Origin of the sequence: Collimonas antrihumi (genome assembly GCF_018304965.1) — a bacterium.
In the GTDB taxonomy this organism is placed as follows: domain Bacteria; phylum Pseudomonadota; class Gammaproteobacteria; order Burkholderiales; family Burkholderiaceae_D; genus Collimonas; species Collimonas antrihumi.
This window is the reverse complement of record NZ_JAGQED010000035.1, coordinates 1-16,184: the sequence shown is the minus strand read 5'-3', so window position 1 is coordinate 16,184 and position 16,184 is coordinate 1. Positions and strand designations below refer to the sequence as shown.

Annotated in this window: 12 protein-coding genes and 1 pseudogene; all 13 read left to right on the top strand. The window is 59.2% G+C overall.

Annotated features, from left to right (window positions below):
- Nucleotides 1-25: 25 nt before the first annotated feature.
- Nucleotides 26-820: an enoyl-CoA hydratase family protein gene (locus KHU29_RS20025; protein WP_211455093.1), complete on the top strand. Its 795-nt coding sequence runs from the start codon at nucleotides 26-28 to the stop codon at nucleotides 818-820.
- 4 nt (nucleotides 821-824) lie between these two features.
- A complete protein-coding gene (locus KHU29_RS20020; protein WP_211455092.1) occupies nucleotides 825-1,991 on the top strand; it encodes an acyl-CoA dehydrogenase family protein in 1,167 nt (388 codons plus the stop codon).
- Between the two features lie 24 nt (nucleotides 1,992-2,015).
- Nucleotides 2,016-3,074: an acyl-CoA dehydrogenase family protein gene (locus KHU29_RS20015; RefSeq protein WP_211455091.1), complete on the top strand. Its 1,059-nt coding sequence runs from the start codon at nucleotides 2,016-2,018 to the stop codon at nucleotides 3,072-3,074.
- Nucleotides 3,071-4,237 carry an acetyl-CoA C-acetyltransferase gene (locus KHU29_RS20010; RefSeq protein WP_211455090.1) on the top strand — a complete coding sequence of 389 codons (1,167 nt, stop codon included), beginning with the start codon at nucleotides 3,071-3,073 and terminating at the stop codon, nucleotides 4,235-4,237. Before KHU29_RS20015 ends, KHU29_RS20010 begins: the two co-directional genes overlap by 4 nt.
- Nucleotides 4,238-4,245: 8 nt before the next feature.
- A complete protein-coding gene (locus KHU29_RS20005; protein ID WP_211455089.1) occupies nucleotides 4,246-5,124 on the top strand; it encodes an SDR family oxidoreductase in 879 nt (292 codons plus the stop codon).
- Nucleotides 5,125-5,139: 15 nt separating this feature from the next.
- A pseudogene (locus tag KHU29_RS22295) lies at nucleotides 5,140-6,285 on the top strand (acyl-CoA dehydrogenase family protein); the annotation flags it as partial.
- 114 nt (nucleotides 6,286-6,399) lie between these two features.
- Nucleotides 6,400-7,536 carry an acyl-CoA dehydrogenase family protein gene (locus KHU29_RS22290; RefSeq protein ID WP_246542350.1) on the top strand — a complete coding sequence of 379 codons (1,137 nt, stop codon included), beginning with the start codon at nucleotides 6,400-6,402 and terminating at the stop codon, nucleotides 7,534-7,536.
- On the top strand, nucleotides 7,533-8,357 hold the full coding sequence (locus KHU29_RS19995; RefSeq protein WP_211455087.1) for an SDR family oxidoreductase: 825 nt from the start codon (nucleotides 7,533-7,535) through the stop codon (nucleotides 8,355-8,357). The genes KHU29_RS22290 and KHU29_RS19995 overlap by 4 nt, the downstream gene beginning before the upstream one ends.
- Nucleotides 8,358-8,419: 62 nt before the next feature.
- Entirely contained in the window at nucleotides 8,420-8,881 is a 462-nt protein-coding gene (locus KHU29_RS19990) for a MaoC family dehydratase (protein WP_211455086.1), read from the top strand.
- A gap of 69 nt (nucleotides 8,882-8,950) precedes the next feature.
- Nucleotides 8,951-10,156 carry an acetyl-CoA C-acyltransferase gene (locus KHU29_RS19985; RefSeq protein WP_211455085.1) on the top strand — a complete coding sequence of 402 codons (1,206 nt, stop codon included), beginning with the start codon at nucleotides 8,951-8,953 and terminating at the stop codon, nucleotides 10,154-10,156.
- Between the two features lie 139 nt (nucleotides 10,157-10,295).
- Nucleotides 10,296-11,255 (top strand): WD40/YVTN/BNR-like repeat-containing protein, encoded by a 960-nt coding sequence (locus tag KHU29_RS19980; protein ID WP_211455084.1) that lies wholly within the window; start codon nucleotides 10,296-10,298, stop codon nucleotides 11,253-11,255.
- 76 nt (nucleotides 11,256-11,331) lie between these two features.
- Nucleotides 11,332-13,722: an efflux RND transporter permease subunit gene (locus tag KHU29_RS19975; RefSeq protein WP_211455083.1), complete on the top strand. Its 2,391-nt coding sequence runs from the start codon at nucleotides 11,332-11,334 to the stop codon at nucleotides 13,720-13,722.
- Nucleotides 13,723-13,727: 5 nt separating this feature from the next.
- A complete protein-coding gene (locus KHU29_RS19970; RefSeq protein WP_343216079.1) occupies nucleotides 13,728-15,476 on the top strand; it encodes an FAD-binding protein in 1,749 nt (582 codons plus the stop codon).
- The last annotated feature ends 708 nt before the right edge of the window (nucleotides 15,477-16,184 follow it).

Below are 16,184 nucleotides of genomic sequence, written 5' to 3'. Positions count from 1 at the left end.
AAGATTAAACAGGAAGGAACATCGCATGAGTCACCACAGCCACCCGAGTCAGCCATTTTATACAAACATTGCGGACGGCATCGCCGAACTGGTGATCGATAAGCCGCCGGTAAACGCACTCGATTGCGCCGGCTGGCATGCACTGGCGGCAGAACTCGATGCCTTGGGTGGTAACCCCGAGGTCCGTGTCATCGTGTTGCGCGGCGAAGGACGCGGTTTCTGCGCCGGCGTAGACATCAAGGAACTGGCCGCTTTCCCGGAACGGATCGTCGCCGTCAACGCCGGCAATTATCACGCGTTCCGTGCGGTACACCGCAATCCGAAACCGGTGATCGTCGCCGTGCACGGTTTTGTGCTGGGCGGTGGCATCGGCCTGTCAGGTGCCGCCGATATCGTACTGGCGTCCGAATGCGCGCGCTTCGGCGTTCCGGAAATCGATCGCGGCGCGATGGGCGGCGGCGCCCATCTGCAGCGTTTGTTTCCGCTCCAGAAAGTGCGCTGGATGTACTTTACCGGCTTGATGATCGATGCCGCGGAAGCGTATCGCCTGGGTGGCGTCGAACGCGTGGTGCCGTTGGCCGGCTTGCGCGCCGCAGCCATGGAGATGGCCGCCACGATTGCCGCCAAGAGCCCGGAAATGCTGCGTCTCGCCAAGGAATCCCTGAACGGCGTCGAAGACGGCAACCTGGAAGATAAGTATCGATGGGAACAAGGTTTTACCCTGCAAGCCTACATGAGCCAGGATTCGAACGAGGCGCGTGAGGCTTTTGTTGAAAAGCGCGATGCAAAATTTGCGCAAATTTCTGCCAACGGAGCGTGACGCCATGAATCTGGTTTATACAGAAAGCCAAAAAAAATTCCGCGCTGAAATCCGTAGCTGGCTGCAGCAACACAAGCCGGAAAAGCCGTTGAAGAGTTTTGATACCGAGGAAGGCTTTGCCGAGCACCGGGCCTGGGAGCGCGTGCTGTATTCCGGCCGCTGGAGCATGGTCACCTGGCCACAGGCGCTGGGCGGGCGCGGCTGCGATTTGATCGAGTGGCTGATTTTCGAAGAAGAATACTGGCGTGCCGGCGCGCCGTTGCGGGTCAACCAGAATGGCGTTTTCCTGCTAGGACCGACCTTGATGGAATTCGGTACGGAACAGCAAAAAGCCCGTTTCCTGCCGCGTATCGCCGCCGGCGACGACGTCTGGGCGCAAGCCTGGTCGGAACCGGGCGCCGGATCCGATATGGCAGCGATTCGCTGCAGCGCCAATCTCGATGGCGACAGTTATGTGGTCAGCGGTCAGAAAATCTGGTCGACCCGAGCGGTCTGGGCCGACTGGATTTTCGGATTGTTCCGGACCGATCTCGGATCGGTTCGCCATCACGGACTGTCATTCCTGCTGATGCCACTCGATACACCAGGCATTACCGTGCGTCCGATAAAGCAGCTAAACGGCCAGACCGGATTCGCCGAGATTTTCTTCGACAACGTGCGGGTCCCGGTTGAGAACCTGCTAGGCGCTGCCGGCGCCGGCTGGCAAGTGGCGATGGCGACTGCCGGGTTCGAACGCGGCCTGATGCTGCGCTCGCCGGCCCGGTTTCAGCAGACCGCCCGCGCGCTGGCCGATCTGTATCGGCGTCGTGTTGCGGAAGGCGGCGCCGATCCGGTATTGGGCGAGGCAGTCGCGCGCGCCTGGATGGACGCTGAAGCGTATGCGTTGTCAACCTATGCAACCGCCTGCCGCCTGCAAAAAGGCGGCCATATCGGCGCCGAATCCAGCACCAACAAAGTGTTCTGGTCAGAGCTGGATATCCGCATGCACGAGATTGCGCAGCGTCTGTCCGGCCCGTTCGCCGAACTGACGGAACACGCGCCGTTGGCGCTGGAACATGGGCGCTGGCTGGATGGTTTCATGTTTGCGCAGTCCGGCCCGATCTATGCCGGCACCAATGAAATCCAGCGCAACATCGTCGCCGAACGCATGCTTGGCATGCCGCGCTCATAACAAGTTCACTACGAAGGAACGAAAATGGACTTTACCTTTCACGAAGATCAAACCATGCTGGTCGACAGCGTGCGCAAGTTTTTGCTGAATGAAGTGTCGCCCGAACTGATTCGCGAATTGTGGACCAGTCCGAGCGGCCGTTCAAAAAAAATCTGGGCACATCTGGCAGAGCAGGGTTTGACCGGGTTATCCGTGCCGGAAGCACAAGGCGGCATGGGTTTGGGGGACATCGACTGGATTCTGATCGCTCAGGAATGCGGTTATTACGGATTACCGGAACCTTTGCTGGAGAGCGCATGGGTGGCGACAGGGTTGTTGACCAGCCTGCCAGACAGCGATTTCCGGAACAACTTGCTGGTTGCCATGGCGGACGGCAGCGCGCGCGTCGCAATCGGTTATCCGGGCAGTCCGCTGGTGGCGGACGCCGATCACGCTACACTCATGTTGCTGGCGCATGGCGACAAGTTGTACGCGGTGGAACCCAAGGATGCGCACCTCACCGCACAGCCTAGCGTGGACCCGAGCCGCCGCTTATTTACAGTGCAGTTCGAGCGGCAAGAGAAGAACTGCCTTTCCAATGACGCCAAGACCCTGTGCGCGGCGGCCCTTGATCGCGGCGCGCTGGCCGCAGCCGCGCAACTACTCGGCTTGACCCAGCGCATGCTGGATTTGTCGATCGACTACACCGCGCAGCGCAAGCAGTTCGGCAAGCCTATCGGTTCCTACCAGGCAGTCAAGCATCACTTGGCCGATGTCGCCATCAAGCTGGAATTTGCACGGCCGGTGGTGTATCGCGCAGCGCATGCGCTGACGCATGGCGAGCCTGACGGCTCTGCTTTCATCTCACACGCAAAGATCGCCGCGTCCGAGGTCGCGCATCTGGCGGCAAGGCAGGGGATCCAGGTTCACGGTGCGATGGGCTACACCTGGGAAATGGATTTGCAGATTTTCGTGAAAATGGCCTGGGCGCTCGACGCAGCCTGGGGCGATCGCAGCTTCCATCTTGCGCGCATGCGCGCCTTCGTCCTTGAATCCGGCGTGGCATTGGGACCCGGTTGTACTTTTAAGGAAACACAAGAGTGAATAATTTTGTAAAGAAATCAGAAGCCTATATTGTCGATGCGCTACGAACGCCGGTCGGCAAGCGGCGCGGCGCACTGGCTGATTTACATCCAGCCGATCTGGGTGGCTTCGTCTTGAAGACGCTGGTCGAGCGTAATTCGATCCCGGCCGACGAATACGACGACGTTATTTTCGGTTGCGTCGACACCATCGGGCCACTGGCTGGCAACATCGCGCGTTCTTCCTGGCTGGCGGCCGGTTTGCCGTTGAACGTGCCTGGCGTGACCGTCGATCGTCAATGCGGATCGTCGCAGCAAGCCTTGCATTTCGCCGCCCAGGCGGTATTGAGCGGAACGCAAGACGTGGTGATCGCTGGCGGTGTCCAGACCATGAGCCGGATCCCTATTTCGTCGGCGATGATTGCCGGTCAACCTTTGGGTTTCAGCGATCCGTTCTCCGGCAGCGTCGGCTGGAAAAAGCGCTTTGGCGACTTGCCGGTATCGCAGTTTTATGCGGCCCAGAAAATTGCCGAGCGATGGAATTTCAACCGGCTCGACATGGAACGGTTTGCATTGGAAAGCCACACCCGCGCTTTACACGCCGCGGCAGAAGGCCGGTTTGATCGCGAGATCGTGCCGTTTTCCGGACTGTCAGCCGATGAGACGCCACGTCAGACCTCGCTTGAAAAAATGGCTGGATTGGAACCGCTGGAGCCTGGCAGCTGGCTGACCGCCGGCGTATCCAGTCAAACCTGCGACGCCGCCAGCGCGTTGCTGGTGGTGTCCGAAGCCGCATTGCAGCGCTATCAATTAAAGCCACGTGCGCGCATTCATCACCTCAGCGTGATGGGCGACGATCCGATCTGGATGCTGACCGCACCGATTGCAGCAAGCCATAGGGCGATCAGGCAGAGCAAGCTGAAATGGGCCGATATCGATCTGGTGGAAATCAACGAAGCGTTCGCTTCCGTGGTTCAAGCCTGGTTGAAAGAAACCGGTTATCCGCACAAGCGCACCAACGTCAACGGCGGCGCAATTGCGTTGGGTCACCCGCTTGGTGCGACCGGCGCCCGCATGATGACCACGTTGCTGCATGAACTGGAACGCACCGGCGGGCGCTATGGCTTGCAAACCATGTGTGAAGGCGGCGGTCTCGCCAACGTCACGATCATTGAACGTCTTTGAGAGCTTGTATGGGAATTTGTGAAAATCGTACCGTTATTATCACCGGAGCCGGCGGCGGTCTGGGCCGTGCCTATGCACTGACGTTTGCCGCGGAAGGGGCGCAGGTCGTAGTCAACGATATTCGCCTGGACGCAGCGCTGGCGGTTTGTGAAGAAATTCGCGGGCAGGGCGGCAAGGCATTGGCCAACGCAGGCGATATCACCAATATGGCCAGTGCCGAAGCGATTGTCGCTGCTGCTTGCGCGGAGTTTGGCGAGGTTCACGTATTGGTCAACAATGCCGGAATTTGCCGTGACCGCATGTTTGCCAGTTTGACCGAGAGCGACTGGGACGACGTCATGCGCGTCCACTTGAAAGGGCACTTCTGCCTGGCAAACGTTTTGGCGCGACGCTGGCGCGATGCGGCCAAGGCCGGCAACCAGATCGACGCGCGGATCATCAACACTAGCTCCGGCGCCGGGCTGCAAGGCTCGATCGGGCAATCGAACTATGCTGCAGCAAAAGCCGGTATCGCCGCGTTGACCTTGGTGCAGGCTGCGGAGCTGGGACGTTACGGCATCACCGCAAACGCATTGGCGCCGGCGGCACGTACCGGCATGACTGAACAGGTATTCGGCGAAATGATGAAAAAGCCGGGCGGTGCGGATTTCGATTATTTCGATCCGGCCAACGTCGCGCCGCTGGTGGTCTGGCTTGGCAGCGCCGAATCCCGGCAAGTCACCGGCCGTATGTTTGAAGCGGCAGGAGGTTTGATTTCACTGGCCGAAGGATGGCATACCGGCGCCGCGCGCGACAAGGGAAGCCGCTGGCTGCCTGCGGAGGTTGGTGCGGCGGTGGCTGAGTTGCTGGAAGAAGGTCGTCCGGCCCAAAAAGTGTACGGCGCATGATGACGGTGGTGTGCGATGGAATGTAAATTGAATCCGGATCAGGAAATGATTCGTGACGCTGCCGCTACTTTTTTGTCGGAACGATGCGATTCCGCAGCCTTGAGAAAAGCCATCGACAGAGATGTTGGCGCAGATCCGGCGCAGTATGCCGCTTTATGGCAGCAGATCCGCGAGGAAATGGGTTGGTGCAGCCTGACCGTCCCCGAGCATCTGGATGGCATGGGGCTGGGCCAGGTGGAACGTGTTTTGCTGATGGAACAACTCGGCCGCCGCCTGGCGCCGGTACCTTACCTGGCCAGTGCTTGCCTGGCCACCGATGCCCTGCAATATGCGGCGCACGGCGCGGCACAGCAACGCTACTTGCCGGCTTTGGCCAGCGGCCAGTTGAGCGCCGCGCTGGCGTTGCCGGTAGCCGCCGGCTGGAATCCGCAGGCTTGCCAGGTCATGGTGCGGCGTGATGGCGATGCTTATGTTCTGCATGGCAGTGTGGCGCAGGTGCCGGGTGCAGACCAGGCCGATCTGTTGCTGGTGCCGGCCCGTTGGTATGGCGCCGAGGATACCTTTGCGTTGTTCGCGATTGACATGCCGGCCCGTGGCGTTAGCGTCGAAGCGTTACAGACGCTGGACCAGACGCGTCGCATCGCACGCCTGACACTGGACAACGTCAGGCTCGATGCGGCGGCGCGCATCGACGTGCCGCAACAGCTGCAAGCAGGTTTGCAACTGACGACGACGCTGGCGGCGCTGGCGTTAGCGGCTGAGCAGGTTGGCAGTGCCCAGCAATGCCTGGATTTGACGCTTGCCTATGTCAGCGAACGGACCCAGTTCGGCCGCGTCATTGCATCGTTCCAGGCGGTCAAGCATCGCTGCGCCGAAATGATGGTCAAGCTGGAATCGGCACGCTCGCTGGTATATGGGGCTGCCGGGATTGCGCACACTGAAAACAGTGTCGACAGCGCCGCCGCTTTGCAGGAGCTGGCGCTGGAAGTCGCCTGCGCCAAAAGCGCCGCCAATGAAGCCCTGTTCTTTTGCGCGCAAGAGGCGATCCAGCTGCACGGCGGCGTCGGGTTTACCTGGGAATACGACCCGCAGCTGTATTTCAAGCGGGCGCAGGCGGCGCGGGTCTGGTTCGGCGACGATGCCGCTTGTCATGAACGGATTGCCGCAGCTTTGTGCGATAGCCGCAGTCCGGCTGCCGATGCCCGGCGCAGCGCAGCGTCCACGACGGCGGCAGGCCATGAAGACGATAATTTCCGTGCCGATTTCTCCGCCTGGATGCAAGCTAATCTGCAGGGTGAGTTCGCGCCGTTGCGCCATCGCGGCGGCCCGGGCGACGAAGATGCCGATCCAGTCGGACGCAAGGCATGGGAGCGCAAGCTGGCCAGCGGCGGCTGGACATGCGTAGGCTGGCCGCAACAATATGGCGGCCGTGGCTTGTCGCTGGCGCAGCAAGTGATTTATCACGAGGAATATGCGCGTGCCGGCGGTCCGGGACGCATGGGACACATCGGCGAAGGCTTGATCGGCCCGACCCTGATCGCCTATGGCAGCGAAGACCAGAAACAGCGCTTCCTGCCAGGTATCTGCAACGGCAGCGTGTTGTGGTGCCAGGGTTACTCGGAACCCAACGCCGGCTCCGATCTTGCCAATGTCCAGACCCGTGCGGTGCAGGATCCGGAGAGCGGCGACTGGCTGGTGACCGGACAGAAAGTCTGGACCTCTCTGGCGCACGATTCGCAATGGATATTCGTATTGGCGCGTTGCGAGCCAGGTTCGCGCGGCAATCGCGGCCTGATTTTCTTGCTGATGCCGCTGGCGCAAGCCGGCGTCGAGATCCGGCCGATCCGGCAGCTTAGCGGCTCTGCGGAATTCAATGAAGTTTTCTTTGACGGCGCTCGCGCCAAGGCTTGCGACGTGGTCGGCGCTGCCGGCGAGGGCTGGAAGATCGCCATGGCGCTGCTCGGTTTCGAACGCGGCTTGTCGACCTTGGGCCAGCAAATGCACTTTCTGCATGAACTGGACATGGTGATCGCCGCGGCGCGCGCCAACGGCAGCCTGCAGCAACCGTTGATCCGGCATCGGCTGGCACGGGCCTGGGTCGGCCTGCGCAGCATGCGCTACAACGCGCTGCGCATGCTGTCCGGCAGCGGCGACGGCCAATTGGGGCGTGAAAGCCTGATTTATAAATACTACTGGTCGAACTGGCACCGCGCGCTGGGTGAACTGGCGATGGATGTGCTGGGCGCCGACGGCAATCTGGTGCAGGCCGACGATATCCGCCGTTCGCGCCTGCAAGGTTTGTTCTTGTTTTCCCGCGCCGACACGATTTATGCCGGCACTAACGAAATCCAACTCAACATCATTGCCGAGCGCGGTCTCGGCATGCCCAAGGAGGCAAGGGCGCAATCATGAATCCAGCAGACAACGATCAATCGAACAATCTACGAACAATCGCGGTACCGCCGTATGTTGCCGGGCATCAGTTATTAAAAGGGAAATCAGTCCTGATCACGGCGGCGGCAGGAGGCGGCATCGGTTTCGCAGCAGCGCGCCGTTGCGTCGAAGAAGGCTGCCGCGCATTGATGATTTCCGACATCCACGAAGGCCGCCTGGCGGCCGCAGTCGAGCGTCTAAGCAGTGAGTTTGGTCCGGCTACCGTCTATGGCCAGGTATGCAACGTCACCAGCGAAACCGAGGTGCAGGCTCTGGTTGAGGGCGCAGAGCAGAAACTTGATGGTGTTGACGTTTTGATCAATAACGCGGGCCTGGGTGGTTCCAAAAGAGTAGTCGAAATGAACGATGACGAATGGAGCCGGGTGCTTGATATTACGCTTACCGGCACCTTCAGGATGACGCGGGCGATGCTCAAGCGGATGCAACCGCGCGGTCGTGGCGTGATTGTCAATAATGCGTCGGTGCTGGGCTGGCGTGCGCAAAAGGAGCAAGCGCATTACGCCGCAGCCAAGGCCGGGGTAATGGCGCTGACGCGTTGCAGCGCGTTGGAGGCGGCGGAGTTTGGCGTGCGTATCAATGCGGTGGCGCCGAGTATTGCCTTGCATGATTTTTTGCGCAAGAGCGCACCGGAGGAGCTGTTGGCGCAGTTGGCTTCGAAAGAAGCCTTTGGCCGCGCCGCGGAGGTATGGGAGGTTGCCAACGTGATGATGTTCCTGGCTAGCGACTATGCGTCGTATATGACAGGTGAAGTGATTTCCGTGAGTAGTCAGCACGCTTGATTTGACTGGCACTTTTGGAGTGTGTTTGGAGTGTGTTTTGGAGTGTGTTTTGGAGTACATCAATGAGCACGATTTTTCAGGCCCCCGCCGATTTCTTTGCCCTGACCGGGAAGCAGTTGGGCATCAGCGACTGGCTGACGATAGATCAGCAGCGCATCAACCTGTTTGCCGAAGCCACCGGCGATCATCAATGGATACACGTCGATCCGCAACGCGCCAAGACGGGGCCGTTCGGCGATTGCATTGCCCACGGCTACCTGTCGCTGGCATTGGCCAATCTGTTCATGCCGCAGGTGATGCGCTTCAAGAATCTGAAAATGGGCATCAATTATGGCTGCGACCTGGTGCGCTTTCCGGCGCCGGTCAAAGTCGGGTCGCGGGTGCGCGGCGTGTGCGATCTGCTGCGGACAGATCCTCTCGGTGACGACGGCGTGCAGGCTGTCGTCCGTGTCACCGTGGAAATCGAAGGCAGCGACAAACCGGGCTGCGTGGTCGACACCGTCAGCCGCTATTTCTTTTCCTGATTTTTCTCTTGATTTGTTGCACTCAGCGTTTCAGTTTTTTCGTCTAATGTGTTTTGAAAGAAATATGCCATGCAAGAAGCTGTAATTGTTTCCACCGCCCGCACACCGCTAGGCAAAGCCTTCCGCGGTGCTTTTAACGATACCGAGGCGCCGCTGCTCGGCGGCCACGTGATCCGGGCGGCTTTGGCGCGCCTGCCGAATATTGCACCGCACGAAGTGGAGGATGTGGTACTTGGCGCTGCAGCGCAACAGGGAACGCAGGGATATAACATCGGCCGCCTCAGCGCATTGGCGGCTGGCTTGCCGTTTTCGGTGCCGGGCATGGCGTTGGACCGGATGTGTTCGTCAGGGCTGATGGCTATCGCCAGCGCCGCCAAATCGATCATGTGCGGGGAAATCGACATCGCCGTTGCCGGCGGCGTCGAATCGATTTCGCTGACTCAGAACAAATTCAAGAACGTCTACCGCAACCAGTCGCAGGCGGTGCTGGCCGCCGATCCTGCCGCCTATATCCCGATGATCGAAACCGGCGAGATCGTCGCCCAGCGCTACGGCATATCGCGTGCGGCGCAAGACGACTACGCACTGCTTAGCCAGCAACGCACGGCCGCTGCCCAGCGCGATGGTTTGTTCGACAGCGAAATCGTGCCGCTGGCAAGCAGCAAGGCGCTATTCGACAAGGAAGGCAACCAGACCGGCAGCGAATCCGTGACATTGCTCAAAGATGAATGCAATCGGGCCGATACCAGCGCCGCCAGCCTGGCCGCTCTGAAACCGGTGTGGCAAAAAGGGCAGTGGGTCAAGGAAGGGCAGTTCATCACCGCAGGCAACGCTTCTCAGCTGTCGGACGGTGCGTCGGCCTGCGTGTTGACCAGCCGTGCCGAGGCTGACCGGCGCGGCCTCAAGCCGTTGGGCGCCTATCGCGGTTTGGCCGTGGCCGGTTGCGCTGCCGACGAAATGGGAATCGGCCCGGTACTGGCGGTCAGGAAACTGCTCAAGCGGCATGGTTTGATTGTCAGCGATATCGGTTTGTGGGAATTGAATGAAGCGTTTGCCAGCCAGGTGGTGTATTGCCGCGATCAGTTGAGCATTGTGCAGGACCGGCTCAACGTCAACGGCGGCGCGATCTCGATTGGCCATCCGTTCGGCATGTCCGGCGCCCGCATGGTCGGCCATGCGCTGCTGGAAGGACAACGCCGCGCTGTCAAGTATGTTGTCGTCACCATGTGCATAGGCGGCGGCATGGGTGCAGCCGGCTTGTTTGAAGTGCTGTAAGAGGTTTTGGATATTTGATTGCAGGCAGGACTGGCGCGTTGACAGCGCGCCAGGGCTTTCTTGAATTTTTTGCAGTCTTGCAGTTGGCAGTGCAGATAAAAAATAACGTGGCCAACGAACCACACAGGAGATGACAATCATGAACCTCAACCGACTCGCCAGCCTGGCGCTTTCGGCAGCCGTCGCGGCGGCGGCAGTCTACGCATTCTCGGCAAGGCCGATGCCGGTCTTCCCGGATACCGCAGTGCGCGCCGACCGGCTTCAGATCAACGGCATCGCCAAAGCCGGCAAGCGGCTGGTGGCAGTGGGCGAGGCTGGCCATATCTTGTTCAGCGACGATCTCGGGACGCATTGGAAAGATGCAGATGTGGAGCCGCAGTCCGGTTCCACCTTGACCCAGGTCAGCTTCAGCGACAAATTGCACGGCTTGGCGGTAGGACACGACGGCCTCATTGTCAAAACCGAAGACGGTGGTGCGCATTGGCGCCAGGTGCGTTTCGACGATAAGCATTCCGAACCGCTGCTAGGCATTTCCGCAATAGATGCAAATACCGCATTTGCGGTCGGCAGCTTCGGTAAAGTCCTGCTTTCCAAGGACGGCGGCGCCCATTGGGGAGCGCCGGCATCGATGCCCGATATCACCGACGGCCACGTAAATGCGTTGGTGGCAGGCCAAAGCGGGCGCATGCTGCTTGTCGGTGAAGCCGGCATGTTGCAGCGTTCTGTCGACGGCGGTGCGCAGTGGCAGGCCTTGACGCTGCCTTACAAGGGATCGCTGTTTGGCGGCCTGGCGTTGTCGGCCGACACCTGGCTGGTGTATGGCATGCGCGGCCATGTGTTCCGTACCGAAGATTTCGGCAATACCTGGACCCAGATCGATTGCGGCTTGCCGACTTCGTTCTTCGGCGGCTTGCAGCTGCAGGATGGCCGGGTGGTGCTGGTCGGCCAGGGCGGGGTGATGCTGGTGTCGAGTGACGCTGGCAAGAGCTTCAAGATCCATCGCGTCGGCGGCCGCTTCAGCCTGACCAGCCTGGTCGAGATCGCTCCGGGTGAGTTGCTGGTCGGCGGCGAGACAGGCGTTTCCAAGGACACGCTATGACTTCCGCCACGGCACTTCCCACAGCCCGACCACACACAGTACGTTCCTTCGTCCCCGATGCGTTGAGAGTCTTGTCATGAGCCAGCCTTCAAATACCCGCTTAGCCGCATTTATCGATTCATGTGCCGCTTTCCTGCTGAATTATCGGCGCTTGCTGCTGGCTGTATTCATTGTCCTGACTGTATTGCTGGCAGCTTCCGCCACCCGCGTCAGGCTTGATCCAGGTTTTGGCAAGACCGTGCCGTTGCAGCATCCTTACATGCAGACGTTCACCAAATACGTCAGCAAATTTTCCGGTGCGAACCGGATAGTTGTCAGCCTGCGTTGGAAAGGGAAAGGCGATATTTACAATCCGCAGTTCCTGGCCGCCTTGCGCGAAGTGACCGACGACGTGTTTTTCTTGCCTGGGGTGCAGCGCAGCCGGGTTTCATCGTTGTTTACGCCTAACGTGCGGTATACCGAAGTCACCGAAGCCGGTTTCTACGGCGATGTGGTGGTGCCGGCGCGTTTCTCCGGCCAGCCGCAGGAATTGGCGACGGTGCGCGCCAATGTCGCCCGCTCGGGACAAATCGGACAGCTGGTATCGAATGACCTGAAGAGCGCGATGGTGCGTGCCGAGTTGCAGGAAATCGATGCGGCCAACGGGCAGAAACTCGATTACGTTCAGGTCGCGCAAAAGCTGGAACAGATCCGCAGCAAATATGGCAAAGACAATATCGAAATAAATATTACCGGCTTTGCCAAAGTCATGGGCGACGTGATGGCGGGTATCAACGGCGTCATGTCATTTTTCGGGATTGCGTTCCTGATCACCGCCGCCTTGCTGTTCCTGTACACCCGTTCGACTCGCATGACCGCACTGGCGCTGGCAGTTGCCTTGATGCCGGTGGTCTGGCTGCTGGGGATCTTGCCGCTGATCGGATTCGGCATCGATCCGATGTCGATACTGGTGCCGTTCCTGATTTTCTCGATCGGCGTTTCGCATGCGGTGCAAATGACCAACGCCTGGCGCCAGGCAGCCCAGGCCGGCGCCTCGTCGCGAGAGGCGTCGCGTGAGGCTTTCCGCAAGTTGTTCATTCCCGGCACGGTGGCGTTGCTGACCAATGCGCTGGGCTTCCTGGCGATCATGTATATCAAAATCGATATCGTGCGTGAACTGGGTGTGACTGCTTGTATCGGCGTGCTGCTGATGATCCTGACCAACAAGATGTTCTTGCCGGTCTTGCTGTCATATATGTCCGGCGGCGAACGCCAGGCGGCTGCGGAAGCCGAGCCGGTGCAGCACAGCCGATTCTGGTGGGCATTGTCATCGGCGGCCGAGCCGCGCGTGGCATTGCTGGTGATTCTATTTAGTGTGGTGCTGCTGGTGTTGGGTGCCGCGGGAGCGCGTCATCTGAAAATCGGCGATATCGGCAACGGCGTGCCGGAACTGCGGGAAAATTCTCGTTACAACCGCGATAACGCTGCTATTACCAGTCAGTACAACGTCGGTGTCGATGTGCTGTCGGTGATTGCCGAGACCAATGAAACCGGCGACGCCTGCCTGCAATATCCGGTCATGAGCAGCATCGAGCGTTTCGAGATATTCATGCGCGGTGTCGCCGGCGTGCGGTCGGTCGATAGTGTGCCTTCGCAGGCCAAGGTCATTATCGGCGCGTTCAATGAGGGCAATCCACGCTGGCAGGCATTGCCGCGCACCAGCGAAGGCCTGGGACAAGGATCGGGTGGCTTTAATCCGGACTACGGCATGAATTCCGAGGACTGCAAGGCGATTCAGGTTTTGATTTATACCAATAATCACGAGGGCAGCACGATTGCGCACGTAATCAGTGAAATCAAACGCTTTACCGCCAGTGAAAAGTCGCCGGTGAAATTCTTGCTGGCCAGCGGCGATGTCGGTGTCATGGCCGCCACTAACGAGGCGGTGGAACAGGCTGAGGTTGGCATGCTGCTGTCGATATTTGCGGCCATTACGCTGCTTTGCCTGATCACTTTCCGTTCCTGGCAGGCGGTGGTGTGCATCATCGTGCCGTTGACGCTGGTGTCGATTTTGTGCAATGCCTTGATGCCGCTGCTGGGCGTCGGCTTGAAGGTGTCGACGTTGCCGGTGATCGCGTTGGGGGTCGGTGTCGGCGTCGATTATGGCATTTACCTGTACGAGCGGATCCAGCATCAGATGCAGGTAGAGGGACATGCATTCCGCGTGGCCTTTTACGAAGCCATGCGCCAGCGTGGTACGGCAGCGCTGTTTACCGCGGTCACGATGTCGCTTGGCGTCGGCACCTGGGCATTCTCGGCGCTGAAGTTCCAGGCTGATATGGGCTTGCTGCTGGCCTTCATGTTCCTGGTCAATGTGCTTGGTTCGATTTTCCTGTTGCCTGCGCTGGCGGCTGGCCTGTTGGCTTCCAAGCCAGTCGGGAAAAGTGTCAAGGCGAGCGTTCGTACTGCCACCACCGTGCAAGGATGAATACGATGTCTTCTCTTCCTCAAATGCCAGCGTCCCAAGCTGTAACGAATCATCAGTTTGATAGCGATACGGAACACGCATTCGATGTCGTGGTGGTGGGTTCGGGGGGCGGCGCGATGTTGGCGGCTTGCCGTGCTGCCGATAATGGCATGTCGGTGCTGGTGGTGGAAAAATGCGCGCTGTATGGTGGCACTACGGCCATCTCCGGCGGCGGCATCTGGATCCCGTGCAATATGCTGGCGCAAGCTGCCGGTGCTGACGACAGCTTCGAACAGGCGTTGACGTATGTGCGGGCCTGTATCGGCCCCGATATTTCCGAGTCGCGGGTGCGTGCTTATCTGCAAACAGGTCCGCGCCTGGTTGAGTATTTGCATGGCAAGACGCAAGTGCGCTTTGTCACCTTGCCGGAATATGCTGATTATTTTCAGCATCAACCGGCAGCCAAGCCGGGTCACCGTTCACTGGATCCGCTGCCGTTCGATGCGCGCAGGCTGGGCGCCGATTATGCCGTCCAACGCCCGCCGCTGGCGGCGACGCTGGTGGCCGGGAAATTGTCGATGACGCAGACCGAGGCGCGCAGGATATTGGGCAAGCATCCCGGTTGGTTGAGGATACTTGCGGGGATCGGCTTGCGTTACGCACTGGATTTGCGCTGGCGTTTGCAATCGAAGAAGGACCGGCGCTTGACTCTGGGTGCGGCATTGATTGCCAGCTTGCGTAAATCCATGCAGGATCGCAAGATTCCGCTGTGGCTGAATACGCCGTTGCAGGAGTTGATCCTGGAGGATGGCCGGGTTAGCGGCGTGGTTGTCATGCGCGATGGCAAGCCGACCAGGATTACCGCTCGCAAGGGCGTCATCCTGGGGGCGGGTGGTTTTGAATGGAACCAGGCGATGCGGGATCAGTACTTGCCGCAACCGAGCCGCATGGAGTGGAGTGTGACGCCGCCGCATGCTAATACCGGCGATGCGATTTTGGCGGGGCAGGCGGTTGGCGCCGATGTCGGCTTGATGGGGCAGGTATGGGGGGTGCCGGCGGTGCAGATTCCGGGTGCGCCGCAAACGCATCCGATTTTTGTTGAGCGTTCATTGCCGGGATGCCTGATTGTGAATGCGCAGGGGCAGCGGTTCTTGAACGAGAACCTGGCTTATACCGAGTTCGTTCGGACTATGTATCGCCGCCATGCCGATGGCGATGGCACCATTCCGGCCTGGATCATATTTGATGCTCGGTTTCGCCGTAGTTATCCTTGCGGGCCGATTTTGCCTGGGTCGGTGATGCCGGATAGCCGGTTGCCGCCGGCATTGCGGGAGATTTTGTTTTGCGACGATACGCTGGAGCAGCTTGCGTTGAAGATTGGCGTGGATGCGGATGGCTTGCGGGCTAGCGTTGAGCGGATGAACAGTGCGGCTGCGACTGGTGTCGATACTGAGTTTGGCAAAGGCGATAATGTCTTTGATACTTATTATGGCGATATCAATGTCAAGCCGAATCCTTGCCTGGCGCCGTTGGTTGAGGCGCCTTATTATGCGATGCGGCTGGTGCCTGGGGATATCGGTACCAAAGGTGGTTTGCTGACCGATGCGGATGCGCGGGTGCAGCGGCATGATGGCACCGCGATTGTAGGGTTGTATGCTATCGGTAATTCCAGTGCAGCGGTGATGGGGACGACTTATCCTGGCGCCGGCGCCACCATCGGGCCGGCAATGGTATTCGGCATGCTGGCCGCCGATCACATAGCGGCGACCAGTTAAATGAGGTCAGACTCTGACCCTAATGCCGTTAAGTTAAGGTTACCGGTTATAGCGCTTGCCACGTCATTCCCGCGAACGCGGGAATCCATGTTAATCACCATACTCTGCAACATGGATCCCCGCGTTCGCGGGGATGACGGAGTGACCGCATTGGTCCATCTAAAGAATACCGTTCGGGGCTTAACTTAACGGCATTAGACTCTGAGGTAGCCCGGCGGCTAGTCACTTTTCTTGCTTCGCCCCTAGCCGGGCACCAAAAAAATAACCAAAAGAAGGCGACCGCAAAGCCACTGCCTTCCCTCCGGTCAGGTCCCCATGCGGAAGGCACGTCAAGAACAGCTTCAACTTCAAAAGCAACTGCAACGTCAAAAACAACTTCAAAGACAGCTTCAACAGCGAGCGCCGTAGTTTTGTCATTGATTGCTTGAAAAAAATATTTGGTAATTGTCAGATCTGCTCTACAACTACTGGAAGTCCCTACTCTGCAAAGCGAAGTGGCTGGTAAACGCGAAGCATTTCATGGCCTTTTTGCAGGGATGCCCGGTAAAAAATCACATCCATTTACTGCGCTGAGGATAACTACCGGCGCGTGTCAAGATAGTTGTCGCCTGACTTATGCAGCCAATCGATCTATAGAAAGGTTGGCCAATTCAGCTGCGACGACTGAATCCCGTTCTGGATTGAGCGTGACGGCTTGAATCGGTTTCC